This window comes from Providencia sp. wls1922, from assembly GCF_009706505.1.
GTDB classification, from domain to species: Bacteria; Pseudomonadota; Gammaproteobacteria; order Enterobacterales; family Enterobacteriaceae; genus Providencia; species Providencia lanzhouensis.
On the sequence record NZ_WLUG01000075.1, the window covers coordinates 1 to 13,582 of the forward strand.

16 protein-coding genes are annotated in these 13,582 nt (G+C 41.7%); 8 read left to right on the forward strand and 8 right to left on the reverse strand.

What is annotated here, in order from left to right; translation table 11 throughout:
• Positions 1 to 52: 52 nt before the first annotated feature.
• A complete protein-coding gene (gene ppa, locus GKR71_RS07385) occupies positions 53 to 583 on the reverse strand; it encodes an inorganic diphosphatase (protein ID WP_006658000.1) in 531 nt (176 codons plus the stop codon).
• A gap of 138 nt (positions 584 to 721) precedes the next feature.
• Positions 722 to 1,729 carry a class 1 fructose-bisphosphatase gene (gene fbp / locus GKR71_RS07390; RefSeq protein ID WP_036949007.1) on the reverse strand — a complete coding sequence of 336 codons (1,008 nt, stop codon included), beginning with the start codon at positions 1,727 to 1,729 and terminating at the stop codon, positions 722 to 724.
• 163 nt (positions 1,730 to 1,892) lie between these two features.
• On the opposite strand from fbp, the gene mpl reads away from it, so the two are divergent.
• Positions 1,893 to 3,272, forward strand: a complete 1,380-nt coding sequence (mpl, locus tag GKR71_RS07395; protein WP_036949009.1) for a UDP-N-acetylmuramate:L-alanyl-gamma-D-glutamyl-meso-diaminopimelate ligase — start codon at positions 1,893 to 1,895, stop codon at positions 3,270 to 3,272.
• Positions 3,273 to 3,324: 52 nt separating this feature from the next.
• Here mpl and GKR71_RS07400 read toward each other — a convergent pair whose 3' ends face one another.
• Positions 3,325 to 3,735: a DUF6122 family protein gene (locus GKR71_RS07400; RefSeq protein ID WP_036949011.1), complete on the reverse strand. Its 411-nt coding sequence runs from the start codon at positions 3,733 to 3,735 to the stop codon at positions 3,325 to 3,327.
• Positions 3,736 to 3,842: 107 nt separating this feature from the next.
• Positions 3,843 to 4,313, reverse strand: coding sequence for a transcriptional regulator ArgR (gene argR, locus GKR71_RS07405; protein ID WP_036949013.1), 471 nt, complete (start codon positions 4,311 to 4,313; stop codon positions 3,843 to 3,845).
• A gap of 471 nt (positions 4,314 to 4,784) precedes the next feature.
• On the opposite strand from argR, the gene mdh reads away from it, so the two are divergent.
• A complete protein-coding gene (mdh, locus tag GKR71_RS07410) occupies positions 4,785 to 5,723 on the forward strand; it encodes a malate dehydrogenase (RefSeq protein ID WP_036949016.1) in 939 nt (312 codons plus the stop codon).
• A gap of 198 nt (positions 5,724 to 5,921) precedes the next feature.
• Here mdh and GKR71_RS07415 read toward each other — a convergent pair whose 3' ends face one another.
• Positions 5,922 to 6,239, reverse strand: a complete 318-nt coding sequence (locus GKR71_RS07415) for a helix-turn-helix domain-containing protein (RefSeq protein ID WP_036949019.1) — start codon at positions 6,237 to 6,239, stop codon at positions 5,922 to 5,924.
• 557 nt (positions 6,240 to 6,796) lie between these two features.
• On the opposite strand from GKR71_RS07415, the gene GKR71_RS07420 reads away from it, so the two are divergent.
• Together GKR71_RS07420 and GKR71_RS07425 are read left to right on the forward strand one after the other, a co-directional pair.
• The gene (locus GKR71_RS07420; RefSeq protein ID WP_036949022.1) at positions 6,797 to 7,153 is read left to right on the forward strand and encodes a DNA-binding protein; all 357 of its coding nucleotides are present in this window, start codon (positions 6,797 to 6,799) and stop codon (positions 7,151 to 7,153) included.
• A gap of 100 nt (positions 7,154 to 7,253) precedes the next feature.
• Positions 7,254 to 7,613, forward strand: a complete 360-nt coding sequence (locus GKR71_RS07425; protein WP_036949025.1) for a DNA-binding protein — start codon at positions 7,254 to 7,256, stop codon at positions 7,611 to 7,613.
• Between the two features lie 62 nt (positions 7,614 to 7,675).
• Here GKR71_RS07425 and ispB read toward each other — a convergent pair whose 3' ends face one another.
• Complete coding sequence (ispB, locus tag GKR71_RS07430) at positions 7,676 to 8,647, reverse strand: octaprenyl diphosphate synthase (RefSeq protein ID WP_036949027.1); 972 nt, start codon at positions 8,645 to 8,647, stop codon at positions 7,676 to 7,678.
• Between the two features lie 334 nt (positions 8,648 to 8,981).
• On the opposite strand from ispB, the gene rplU reads away from it, so the two are divergent.
• The 3 genes from rplU (at position 8,982) to cgtA (ending at position 10,875) form a co-directional block, all read left to right on the forward strand.
• Positions 8,982 to 9,290, forward strand: coding sequence for a 50S ribosomal protein L21 (rplU, locus tag GKR71_RS07435; RefSeq protein WP_006658010.1), 309 nt, complete (start codon positions 8,982 to 8,984; stop codon positions 9,288 to 9,290).
• 19 nt (positions 9,291 to 9,309) lie between these two features.
• Positions 9,310 to 9,567, forward strand: coding sequence for a 50S ribosomal protein L27 (gene rpmA / locus GKR71_RS07440; RefSeq protein ID WP_004905922.1), 258 nt, complete (start codon positions 9,310 to 9,312; stop codon positions 9,565 to 9,567).
• A 132-nt stretch (positions 9,568 to 9,699) separates the two neighbouring features.
• The gene (gene cgtA / locus GKR71_RS07445) at positions 9,700 to 10,875 is read left to right on the forward strand and encodes an Obg family GTPase CgtA (RefSeq protein ID WP_036949030.1); all 1,176 of its coding nucleotides are present in this window, start codon (positions 9,700 to 9,702) and stop codon (positions 10,873 to 10,875) included.
• Positions 10,876 to 10,960: 85 nt separating this feature from the next.
• Here cgtA and dacB read toward each other — a convergent pair whose 3' ends face one another.
• Positions 10,961 to 12,409, reverse strand: coding sequence for a serine-type D-Ala-D-Ala carboxypeptidase (dacB, locus tag GKR71_RS07450; protein WP_154634093.1), 1,449 nt, complete (start codon positions 12,407 to 12,409; stop codon positions 10,961 to 10,963).
• 256 nt (positions 12,410 to 12,665) lie between these two features.
• Here dacB and greA point away from each other — a divergent pair, with 256 nt between their 5' ends.
• On the forward strand, positions 12,666 to 13,142 hold the full coding sequence (gene greA, locus GKR71_RS07455) for a transcription elongation factor GreA (RefSeq protein ID WP_036949035.1): 477 nt from the start codon (positions 12,666 to 12,668) through the stop codon (positions 13,140 to 13,142).
• Between the two features lie 118 nt (positions 13,143 to 13,260).
• Here the strand turns inward: greA and yhbY are convergent, their stop codons facing one another.
• Positions 13,261 to 13,554 carry a ribosome assembly RNA-binding protein YhbY gene (gene yhbY / locus GKR71_RS07460; protein ID WP_036949037.1) on the reverse strand — a complete coding sequence of 98 codons (294 nt, stop codon included), beginning with the start codon at positions 13,552 to 13,554 and terminating at the stop codon, positions 13,261 to 13,263.
• Positions 13,555 to 13,582 lie beyond the last annotated feature (28 nt).

The window sequence follows — 13,582 nt, forward strand, 5'->3', positions numbered from 1 at the left end:
AAAAAAAAGCACTGGTCAAAACCAGTGCTTTTCTATCCACAGAAGGGATTAATTATTTCTTTGCAGCGCGTTCGAAAGAAGCGATGATTTCAGCTTTAGCTGCTTCTGCATTCTCCCAACCGTCAACTTTAACCCACTTACCTTTTTCTAAATCTTTGTAATGCTCAAAGAAGTGAGTGATTTGCGCACGCAGCAGTTCAGGAATGTCGTTCACATCTTTGATGTGATCGTATTCTTTGCTCAGTTTAGTGTGCGGTACTGCAACTAATTTCGCATCTTCACCAGATTCGTCAGTCATTTTCAGTACGCCAACTGGGCGGCAACGGATGACTGAACCTGGTTGTAATGGATATGGAGTTGGTACTAAAACGTCAACTGGGTCACCATCTAAAGACAGGGTGTTGTTGATGTAACCGTAGTTGCACGGATAGAACATCGCAGTAGACATGAAACGGTCTACAAACAGTGCGCCAGATTCTTTATCAACTTCATATTTGATTGGATCAGCGTTAGCTGGGATTTCGATGATTACGTAGATATCTTCAGGCAGTTCTTTACCTGCCGGTACATTGTTCAGGCCCATTAAAATGTATCCTTATGAGTGCTTAAAATAACGTGGGGGACATTATAGCCGCAAAGAGAGGTAAAACTCACTAGTTGGAGAGAAATTCAGTCAAAAAAGGCGAGAGAGTCTCGCCTTCAGGTCAAACGAAATGTTTGATTATTCTGCGTCAGGGTACTCACGCATGAAGGATTCCGCTTTCTCAACCATGGCTTTCGTTCCCACAAAGAACGGAACACGTTGATGCAGCTTGGTTGGGATGATGTCTAACACGCGGTTAGTACCATCACTTGCTTTACCACCCGCTTGTTCTGCTAAGAATGAAATTGGGTTGCATTCGTACAGAAGGCGCAGTTTACCAGTTGGGTGGCTAGCGGTGCTTGGGTAAATATAAATACCGCCTTTGAGTAAGTTACGGTGGAAGTCCGCCACTAAAGAGCCGATATAACGCGTGGTATATGGGCGGTTTGTCGCTTTGTCTTCTTCCTGACAGTATTTAATATATTTCTTAACGCCCATAGGGAACTTGATGTAGTTACCTTCGTTAATGGAATACATTTTACCTTCTGCTGGGAACATGACTTTTTCATGAGACAGACAGAATACACCTAATGATGGGTCGTAGGTGAAGGCATGAACGCCGAAACCGGTGGTGTACACCAGCATAGTTGATGAACCGTAAACCACATAGCCAGCAGCAACTTGGCGGTTACCTGGTTGTAAGAAGTCAGCTTCTGTAACCGGTTGACCAATTGGGGTAATACGGTGATAGATAGAGAAGATTGTTCCAACGGAAACGTTTACATCGATATTCGAAGAACCATCCAGAGGGTCCATTAAAACGACATATTTCGCGTTTTCTGCACGATCACCTTCGAAAATGACGATTTCATCTTCTTCTTCTGAGGCGATACCAGCGACTTCTCCGCGCGCTTTCAAAGCCGCTTTCAGTTTTTCGTTTGCATACAGGTCAAGCTTCATCTGAACTTCACCTTGAACATTCGAAACACCGCTTGTGCCGAGAATGTCAACGAGTCCAGCTTTGTTAATATCACGATGGATAATTTTAGCGCCCAGTTTGATTGCTGACAGTAATGCAGTCAGCTCACCTGTTGCATGAGGAAAATCTTGTTGCTTTTCGACGATGAATTCGCCTAATGTTTTCATGACGAAGGTCCTGAATAAAATTGACAGAAATTTGCGGGTCTTTATTGTACCCTCGGGCGGAGAGTTTATCTAAATAAAGAAAAGATTAATAGGCTAATACATTTATAAACCTGTGATTGATGAGTAGAATAGTGACAAACCTCATGCTATTGGATGGAAAAGAATGCACATACATATTTTAGGCATATGCGGAACCTTTATGGGCAGCTTAGCCATTTTGGCTCGTTCGTTAGGGCACAAAGTGACTGGGTCTGACGCAAACGTCTACCCACCGATGAGTACATTGCTTGAAAAACAAGGCATTGAACTAATTCAAGGATTCGACCCTGCGCAGTTAGAGCCAGCCCCTGATATGGTGGTGATTGGGAATGCGATGACCCGTGGAAATCCCTGTGTTGAAGCCGTATTAGAACGTGGTTTACCTTATACTTCTGGACCACAATGGCTCCATGACCATGTCCTTCCTGAGCGCTGGGTATTAGCCGTTGCAGGGACTCACGGTAAAACAACAACCGCGGGTATGCTGGCGTGGATCCTACAAGATTGTGGTTATGAACCAGGCTTTTTGATTGGCGGTGTTCCGGGTAACTTTGATGTTTCGTCCCAGATTGGTAAAAGCCCTTTCTTTGTTATTGAAGCGGATGAATATGATTGCGCATTCTTTGATAAGCGATCTAAATTCGTGCATTACAGCCCGAAAACGCTGATTTTGAATAACCTCGAATTCGATCACGCGGATATTTTTGAAAATCTCGAAGCGATTCAAAAACAATTTCATCACCTGGTTCGCATTGTGCCAAGTAGCGGCAAAATCTTTATGCCAAGTAACGACAATAATCTCAAGCAAGTGATGAACATGGGGTGTTGGAGTGAACAAGAATTGGTGGGAGAAAACGGTGAGTGGCATGCCGTGAAACTCAATCATGATGGCAGCCAGTTCGAAGTATATTACCAGCAGCAAAAAGTGGGTGAAGTAAACTGGTCGCAAGTAGGTAATCATAATATCCAAAATGGCTTGATGGCGATTGCCGCTGCACACCATGTTGGCGTACCGGCGAAAGAAGCTTGCTTAGCGTTGGATAAATTTATTAACGCCCGTCGCCGTCTTGAGTTACGTGGCGTTGAAAATAATGTCAGTGTTTATGATGACTTCGCTCATCATCCAACGGCAATTTTAGCGACGTTAGAAGCATTACGTAGCAAAGTAGGCGGTACTTCTCGTATTATTGCTGTGCTGGAACCTCGTTCAAATACCATGAAAATGGGGATCAGTAAGAATGATATCGCGCCAGCTTTAGGGCGTGCAGATGAAGTCTTCTTATTCCAACCTAGCAATATTCCGTGGATGGTCACTGAAATTGCAGAGCATTGTGTGCAGCCTGCGCGTTGGCACGCAGATATTGATACTCTCGCCAATATGGTGGTTGAGACGGCTCAGCCCGGTGACCATATCCTGGTGATGAGTAATGGCGGTTTTGGTGGTATTCATGAAAAACTGCTGGCAGGACTAAAACATAAAGCCGAAGCCAAATCTGACGAATAGTCTATAAGCGCTATCGTGAATCAAAGCCCTAACTTCAGTTAGGGCTTTTTCGTTATAGCTGTTGAAGAAGCTCGACGTTTGCGCGTTCTGGTTGCCCGGAGCAGCTTAATACCGTGCCTTGCATCTCTTTTTTAACACTTCCAAGATAACAATCCACCGAGTCTGTCAATAAGTGAAACAGACAGCCGACGGCGATAGCTTTGAGTTTCCATGAAGGAAAGAAAAATAAGACGACATAAGCAATAGCAGCCCAAATGGTGTGCATAGGGTGGAAGCCTACGCCGCAACGATCAGGATCGAATATAGGATCGGCGAGAAGGTGATCAAGGTCGATAGCCATGGTGGAAACCATTAAGAGCCCAGCAAGCTTCCAGTTTTTTCGCCAAAATAAATAGCCAAATAAAAAGGGCACTAAAAAATGGAAACCGTAGTGAACGATATTCCGTAAAATCTCAAATAACACGGGCTTATCTCGATATGAATCAGTGGAAGACGCGTCACTATAGAATTAAAAATACAAAGAGGGAACTGGGTTCCCTCTTTTTCGATATCTAAAATTTTTCGAAAGGACTAAAGTTCTTGTTCGAAAAGCACCAAAATGGCTTCGTACAGTTCACGCGTTGTGAAATCGTTGGTTGGCGTTGAGAAAATTGTATCATCGCCAGCGATGCTGCCTAAGATGCCTTCAGCTTTGCCTAAGGAATCTAACAGGCGAGCAATTAACTGTGCTGCTCCTGGGCTAGTACGGATCACAACAACAGAATGGTTGTAATCAACATCCAGAACTAAATTCTTCAGCGGGCTGGTGGCAGTGGGGACACCAGGCTCGGTTGGTAAGCAATACACCATTTCCATTTTTGCGTTGCGGGTACGTACTGCACCAAACTTCGTCAACATTCTGGAAATTTTAGATTGATTAATGTTTTCGAAGCCTTGTTCTTGAAGAGCGATCACAATTTCGGCTTGTGAACTGAATTTTTCTTCTTTAAGGAGTGCCTTAAAGGCTTTTACCAAGTCTTCTTGTTTCGACATAGTGCGCATAATTAACCCATCTTTTGGTATTAAACTGAGTTGTATTATGTTGAAAAGTGCATTTTTATGCAAGAAAATTGATTTTTTGAGTGTTTAATGAGCAATTTTAGATAAGTATTTTCTGGTAATAATAAGGGGTTTATCTTAAATTGTTAGTTCGAAATTTATCCTAAAAATGGATTGATTTAACAATAAGTTACTGTGAAAAATTTGTTAAATAATTAAGCGGTGCTGAATAAATCATCAAATAAAATTGGGTTTAATGTTAAATGCAATAGCAATAAAAACTATTTGTTAAAAAAGTGTCCGTTATCTCATTAACAGATAAGGAATTTGTTTAGAATAGAACTATTGTGTTGGTGATTTATCTCGCGTTAACACTTCTCTCTAACTGTTAAAGAATTGTTTTTTATAAGTAATGTGTTTAGTGCATAGTCAGATGAATTCATATATTTTAAAGTACAATTAAGGAGTTTTAGAATGAAAGTTGCAGTCCTAGGTGCAGCAGGTGGTATCGGTCAGGCTCTCGCCCTTCTTCTCAAAAACCAGCTCCCAGCAGGTTCAGAACTCTCCCTCTACGACATCGCGCCAGTAACTCCAGGTGTTGCAGCTGACTTAAGCCACATCCCTACCGACGTTAAAGTGGTTGGTTTTGCGGGTGAAGATGCGACCCCAGCACTGAAAGGTGCGGACGTAGTATTAATTTCTGCGGGTGTTGCACGTAAGCCAGGTATGGATCGCTCTGACCTGTTCAATGTGAACGCAGGTATTGTACGTAACCTTGTTCAACAAATCGCGGTCACCTGCCCGAAAGCACTGATCGGTATTATTACTAACCCAGTGAACACAACCGTTGCTATCGCTGCTGAAGTTCTGAAGAAAGCTGGCGTGTATGATAAAAACCGTCTGTTCGGTGTAACGACACTGGATATCATCCGTTCAAATACTTTCGTTGCTGAATTAAAAGGTAAGAAAACTCACGAAGTTGAAGTGCCAGTTATCGGTGGTCACTCGGGTGTGACAATCCTGCCATTACTGTCTCAAATTCCTGGTGTCAGCTTCACTGATGAAGAAATCTCAGCACTGACTAAGCGTATTCAAAACGCAGGTACTGAAGTGGTTGAAGCTAAAGCGGGTGGCGGATCTGCAACACTGTCTATGGGCCAAGCGGCAGCACGCCTGGGCTTATCTTTGATCCGTGGTCTACAAGGTGAAAGCAATGTGGTTGAGTGTGTATACACTGAAGGTGAAGGCGAACACGCTCGCTTCTTCGCTCAACCTGTTGTATTAGGCAAAAACGGAATCGAAAAACATTTACCAATTGGTAAATTAAGTGCATTTGAAGAGAAAGCACTGAAAGATATGTTAAGCGTACTGAAAGCAGATATTGAATTAGGTGAAAAATTCATTAATGGCTAATGCCAATTAAGAATTCGCGCTTAAATAAGGGCGGAGTTGCTTTCATGCGATTCCGCCCTTTATTTTTATACTCGATAAGTTTTCACTGATCAAAATAAGGGGAAACCCCTTGAAGGTACAATGAATTAATCTTGCTGTTTTTAAAGAAAATAATAATGGGCTTTATCTTTCAGTTCTGATCAAAAATAGCGACTGATATTAGATATGTTCTTTTTCTGGCTCCCTGTTTTCTAATTCGTTTGTTTCCTCGATTTTCTTTGGCTTTTCTCGAACTTTTCTTTCTAATAAATCACCCGTCATTGGATCGTAATAGCGACTAGGCCAGATTTCTGATGGATGAATACCTAAAAAGTTTGCGATGATCCATTCTCCTTTAGGCCAAGGTCTCGATAGCGCATTCGCGAGCGTTGACGAGCTAAGCCCTGCTTCACGAGAAATCGCCGCTAGGGTTGTTCCACGTTTGCGTAAAGCTGCAATGATATCTGCTGGGTGCCAGTTTGATTTCCGTAACATCATTTTTTAATCCTTTTTTCACTCAGAATCATGTAGAGTTAGTGGTACATCTAACAGAGTATTGTGATACATTCAGTGCAATCGTTCTGTTATTGGAAATAAAATAACAGAATTTCCCAATAATAATTTCTGATTTTTTCTAAAAATTCATTTTTATGAAACTGTCGTTGTTTTTATGAAAATAACGGAAAGGTTCAGATGATTATTGTGAATTCAGCTAACACTTTGAAAATAAAAATAACTCATTTTAGTTAACTCTCTATTTTTTATATTTTCTTATATTTATTCTGTTTATCGAGAAGATTTATATTTCTTAATAATGTATTGAATTATTTGAAAAGAATGAATTTCTTAGTCAGCACTATAAAATCCATAGATATAAAATAGTTAATACAAAGTTATTGGTATAACTAGCGGATATACAAAAGAAATTATCTATATCGATATAATTTATTAACTATTATATTTGAATATTAAAAATGGATATTGAAACGATTAAGAAAATAAAGAAAGTTTATAGTTAATCGAAGTCGTCATCATGATGACAAGGAGCGTCGATAATGAACAAGGAATGGTTAACAGCCAAAGAGCTCGTTGGGCGCCAAGGGCTACCGACAAGCACCCAAGGTATTAATGCTATGGCGAGGCGAGAAAAATGGTTGAGTCGAAAACGACGAGGTATTCAAGGAAAAGCATTGGAATACCATATTAGCTCGGTTCCCATTAATCTCGAAGAGTTCACGGTGATGTATGAAACTTCGGGAGGCTATCAAGTCAAACGTGATGAACATGCGCATATTTGGCAAGAAACTTATAACCAGCTTTCCCATGATGAACGCGTGGCGATCTTATCGTTTATTATGCGCAAAGGTGCTTTAGCTTTAATTCATCTTATTAATCAAAATAGCCATACATAGATTACGTACGGTATTGAATCGAATAAATTTTTAGAAAAATAACTTTGGTATAGCGACAAAAGCAGGTTGCAAAATATAAGCTAAGCGTAAAAGTGATATTATGAAAAAATTGTGGTTCACTGCGAAAGAATTAGCAGGATTAGAAGGTCTTCCATCATCACCTCAGGGAATTAACTTGATGGCGAGAAGGGAAGGTTGGAAAAGTCGTCGTAAAAGAGGTGTTCAAGGGAAGGCCGTTGAATACTATATGGAAAGCTTGCCGAGTGAGATCCAAGGTCAGCTGTCACTTCATGAGCCATCGGCACCGTATCAAGTGCAACGTATTGATGCACTGCAAATTTGGTCTGAGGCTTATTACCAACTGACGGAAGATGAGCGCAAAATATTTGTGAAATATATTTTGCGTCACGGGTTATCATCGCTATTGGCAAAAATAGAGCCTGAACCAGAAGATGAATAACCATAAAAAAGGGTGAAATTGTTTTCACCCTTTTCAATATTGGTTTAGAGCTCTAACGGTGATTATGAATGGCGCTGAATAGCAACATGCGCTAAACCAATCAATGCTTCTTTATACACAGAGTCTTCAAGGGCATTTAAAGCATCAATGGCTTTTTGAGCTTCTTCCTGAGCGCGTTGGTAAGTGTATTCTAATGAGCCGCAGCGTTTCATTGTACCAAGGACAGTGTCTAATAGATGGCGACCATTTCCTTGCTCAATTGCTTGTCTAATTAGTGCTGACTCTTCTGCATTACCATGTTGCATTGCATGTAACAGTGGTAGTGTTGGTTTACCTTCATCGAGATCATCTCCAGTGTTTTTACCTAACTGGGTATTATCTGCATCATAATCTAGAAGATCGTCAACTAACTGGAATGCGGTCCCAATGTAGCGACCATAATCTTGCAGCGCTTTCTCTTGCTCAGGCGTGGCATTGGCTAAGATAGCGGACGCATGAGAAGCCGCTTCAAATAGACGCGCAGTTTTACTGTAGATCACTTGCATGTAGCTCTCTTCAGTAATATCAGGATCGTTGCAGTTCATTAATTGTAAAACTTCACCTTCAGCAATCACGTTGGTGGCTTCAGACATCAATTTTAAAACACGCATCGAATCAAGATCCGTCATCATTTGAAAGGATCGAGTATAAATAAAGTCACCTACTAATACGCTTGCCGCGTTACCAAATACAGCATTAGCTGTCTGTTTTCCACGACGCATATCTGATTCATCGACCACATCATCGTGTAATAAAGTGGCGGTATGGATGAATTCGATTAATGCAGCAACTTGAATATGCTTATGTTCAGAATAGCCTAGGGATCGTCCTGCGAGGATCGCGATCATTGGACGGATCCTTTTTCCGCCTCCGCTAACGATGTAATAACCTAATTGATTGATTAATGCTACGTCTGAGTTTAATTGGCTGAGGATCGCTTCATTTACTGCTGACATATCCTCGGCTGTCAGTTCAACGATAGATTCTAAATTCATTGTAATATATTCATATTATTAGTTTTTGGGGCATTCCCTAAGCCAAAAATGGGAAAACCGATATCACAGTAATAGCGTAAGCATAACACTATTAATAATAAGATTATCGGGTGAAATGCAAAAAATGTTTAAATAAGTAACAATTAAAGATATTCCTGAGAAATCAGCCGAAAAAAGATAGGGCTGATAAAAAAGTCGTATTTTTTGTAATCTAACTGCATTATAGGCTTGTGTTCTGCTGCTTTTTTGCGTAGAATTCGCGCCCTATTGTGAATATTTTATAGCGTGCTCTGGAATTGAAATATTTAGCGAGTACGCGGAAAGCGGAGTTAATATGTACGCGGTTTTCCAAAGTGGTGGTAAACAACACCGAGTTAGCGAAGGTCAAACTGTCCGCCTAGAAAAGCTGGACATCGCAACAGGTGAAACTGTTGAATTTGATCACGTTCTGATGGTTGCTAATGGCGATGAGATCCAAATCGGTGCTCCTATCGTTGAAGGCGTTAAAGTGAAAGCGGAAGTGGTTGCACACGGTCGTGGCGATAAAGTTAAAATCGTTAAGTTCCGTCGTCGTAAACACAGCCGTAAGCAGCAAGGTCACCGTCAGTGGTTCACTGATGTTAAGATCACTGTCATCGCTTAAGATTTAGGAGAGCAGATTAATGGCACACAAAAAGGCTGGTGGTTCGACTCGTAACGGTCGTGACTCAGAAGCAAAACGTTTAGGTGTTAAACGTTTTGGTGGTGAAGCTGTATTAGCAGGTAGCATCATCGTTCGTCAACGTGGTACTAAGTTCCACGCAGGTAACAACGTTGGTTGTGGCCGTGACCACACTCTGTTCGCATTAGCGGACGGTAAAGTTAAATTTGAAGTTAAAGGTCCTAACAATCGTAAATTTATCAGCATCGAAGCTGAATAAGTTTTCTGACTTTTAATTTTTGAATTAAAGCCCTGCAAAAACCTTTTGCGGGGCTTTTTATATTCAGAATATGCCATCTCTGGGTAATACCGCCATCAGGCACTATAATGGCCAGCAGACGGAGAAAGAATTATGAAATTTGTAGATGAAGCCAAAATTTTGGTCGTGGCAGGAGATGGTGGCAATGGTTGTGTCAGCTTCCGCCGTGAAAAATATATCCCGAAAGGTGGACCTGACGGTGGTGACGGTGGTGACGGTGGTGATGTCTATTTACAGGCAGACGAAAACCTCAACACACTGATTGACTACCGTTTTGAAAAATCATTTCGTGCAGAACGTGGTCAAAATGGTCAAAGCCGTGAGTGTACAGGTAAGCGTGGTGAAGACATCACGGTTAAAGTCCCTGTAGGAACGCGTGTACGCGATCTTGGCACTAATGAAGTACTCTGTGACATGACTCGTCACGATCAACGCCATATGGTCGCTAAAGGCGGCTTCCATGGGCTTGGTAATACTCGTTTTAAATCTTCTGTTAACCGTGCACCGCGTCAGCGTACCATGGGAACGAAAGGTGAAACGCGCGAAATCTTATTAGAGCTGATGTTACTTGCTGACGTCGGAATGCTGGGTATGCCGAATGCCGGTAAATCCACATTTATTCGTTCAGTATCAGCAGCGAAGCCAAAAGTTGCTGACTATCCATTTACAACCTTGGTTCCAAGCCTCGGCGTGGTACGTATGGATAACGAGCAGAGCTTTGTGGTTGCAGATATTCCAGGATTGATCGAAGGTGCTGCGGAAGGTGCAGGACTTGGGATCCAATTCCTGAAGCACTTAGAGCGTTGCCGCGTACTGCTGCATCTTATCGACATTTGCCCAATCGATGAATCTGATCCGGTGGAAAACGCCAAGATCATTGTGGGTGAGTTAGAAAAATACAGTGAAAAACTGGCTCAGAAACCACGCTGGTTAGTCTTCAACAAAGTGGATATCTTAGGTGAAGAAGAGTCTGCCAAACGTGCAGCTGAAATTGCTAAAGGTATGGGCTGGGAAGATAAGTATTATATGATTTCTGCTGTAAACCACGAAGGTGTGAAAGCACTGTGTTGGGATATCATGGAGTTCATGAATACTCAGCCGCGTGATATGGCCGTTGAAGATGAAAACAGCCAACCAGAGAAAGTTGAATTTATGTGGGATGATTACCACAAAGAGCAGCTATCTGGTGCAGATGATCTTGATGACGATTGGGATGATGATTGGGATGAAGATGACGACGAAGGCGTCGAATTTATCTACCAAAAATAATTATCTTTGAGTCATATAAAAAGGCACAACTTGCGAAGGTTGTGCCTTTTTTATTATGAAGATCTTAAAAGGATCCTCAGGGAGATCAGTTCTTTTGGTAAAGATCGCGATAGAGGCGGCTTTCAAAGCGAACTAAAGGTACACGGCGGCTATTATATTGGCTTTGTGGCACGGCATAAGCGGAAATGAACTGGACGAATGCCACTTTTTCACCGCTTGCGGTAGTAATAAAGCCTGCAAGGTTATAAACCCCTTGTAATGCACCAGTTTTCGCTGACACCTTGCCATTGACTCCAGCCTCATCTAAACCACCACGGTAGCGCAATGTTCCATCATGCCCAGCAAGTGGTAGCATCGAAATGTAATCCAGCTGCTGGTCATTTTTAGCTATAAATTGCAAAACTTGCATCATGGTCGCCGGCGTGATCAAATTGTGGCGAGATAAGCCAGAGCCATCCACCATCACGGTATTTCCTAAATCAATACCCGCTTTCTGCTTGAGGACTTGTCTTACTGCATCAGAGCCGGATCGCCAGGTACCCGGAACACCGTAATAATCACGACCAATCGTTCTAAATACTGTATCCGCTATCATGTTATCAGACTTTTTCAGCATGATTTTTAAGAGGTCATGTAGCGGTTTGGATTCAGTTTTGACGAGTACTTGGGATTGTGGCGTCTGCTGGGTGCGTTTTTTAACCGCGCCAGACAATTCAATGCCCGCGACCTGCAACTCATTTTTGACGATAGCACCGGAGTAGCTCGCCCCATTTTGCACTGCAAATGCGAGCGGTAATGGCTCACTACGCTGGGTTAAGCAGCCTGTTAATGTATAGCGATTCAATTCCCCAGGAACCACATCTAACTCGCAATAGCGAGCTTCTGGTGAGCCTTTAGCAAGAGTTTTGACTTCACTAAACATGTTTACAGGATAGAAGCTGGCTGTTTTGATATACGCCATTTCTCCTGCTTTATCTGAGGGATAAAGGGAAACAGAGAAACAGTTTCTATCAATGATGGCAGCGGCCGGTGGAGCACTGAAGCACTGAGTCATATCATTCCATACCCAGCCCGGTGCTTTATCATGACTCGCAAAAGCCGAAATATCGACAATGAGATCACCATCGACTTTATGAATACCAATCTGCTTTAACGCATTGACCATATTGCGGATTTGCTGACGTGTTAACGTAGGGTCACCACTAAAGCGAATCACCAAATCACCGGATAACGTATTGTTATTGAGCTTTCCGTTGGTCTCGAAGTTAGTGACGAAACGGTAGTCCGGACCTAGCTGTAATAATGCAGCGAGGGCGGTGACGACTTTCTGCGTACTGGCAGGCAGAGCCATTTGTTGAGCGTTATAATCAATAAGAGGGGTATTACTTCCTACTTTCTGCGCAACCAGAGCAAGGTTAGTGCCGTCAGGGAGATACTGCTTATAATCATCGATAGGGATGGCAGATGCTTGCGAAGTAATGAATACAAGTCCTAAAGTGAAGATTAATTTTCTGGTTGATGTTAATAGCGACATATATTTCACGCATTAGGGTAGACATACTGCACATACTAAAGTGTAATGCCCAATAAAGTAAACGATGATCCGCTATTAACTCTCAGTTAAAATAGCGAACAGTATGATAAGATAAGGCACAAGTTGGTCTGATTGAGTTATTGACACCTTAAGTTTTTGAACACCCCCCTACATATCATGGTGTTCGGTGTACTGTTGTTACAAAATCAGGAAGATACTTATTTTTAGATAGGATTGAATTAGAGGTATTTATCAAATGAAACAGATTCCAATGACGGTATTTGGTGCTAACAAGCTAAGAGAAGAGCTCGAGTATCTGAAATCTGTCCGTCGTCCTGAAATTATTGCTTCTATTGCAGAAGCTCGTGAACATGGCGATTTAAAAGAAAACGCTGAATATCATGCGGCGCGTGAGCAACAAGGCTTTTGTGAAGGTCGTATTCAAGAAATTGAATCTAAACTTTCTCACTCTCAAGTGATTGACGTTACCAAAATGGCAAATAATGGCCGAGTGATCTTTGGTGCGACGGTTACCGTATTGAATTTGGATACTGATGAAGAGTTAACCTACCGCATCGTAGGTGATGATGAAGCTGATATTAAAGTGAACTTAATTTCAGTGAATTCACCAATTGCGCGTGGACTAGTGGGTAAAGAAGTTGATGATGTCGTAATGATTAAGACGCCGGGCGGGGATGTTGAGTTCGAAATTCTTAAAGTTGAGTATATCTGATTCCTATTTCCCTGAATTGGTTATATTATTTTACTGATTTAGAGAGAAAGGCCGCAGGCGGCCTTTTTCGTCATATAAAATATGCTTTCAATGGCATTTTTATATAAATGAGCAGTTATTATTTAGGTAAACTAATTTTGCGCTCAGCCGATGGACGGTAGAGAACGAGAATTTTACCGATAACTTGAACATTTGCTGCACCAGTTTCGCGAACAATCGCTTCAGCGATCAAATTTTTAGTTTCACGATCTTCGCCAGCGATTTTGACTTTGATAAGCTCATGATGTGTTAATGAGACTTCGATTTCAGCCAAAACACCCTCAGTTAAACCATTGTTGCCAATCATAACAACTGGGTTTAAGTGATGAGCGAGACTTTTTAGGTGTTGAACTTGTTTTTTGTTAAGATTCATCGATTTTTTGCTTGGTTAGTATTGAAAA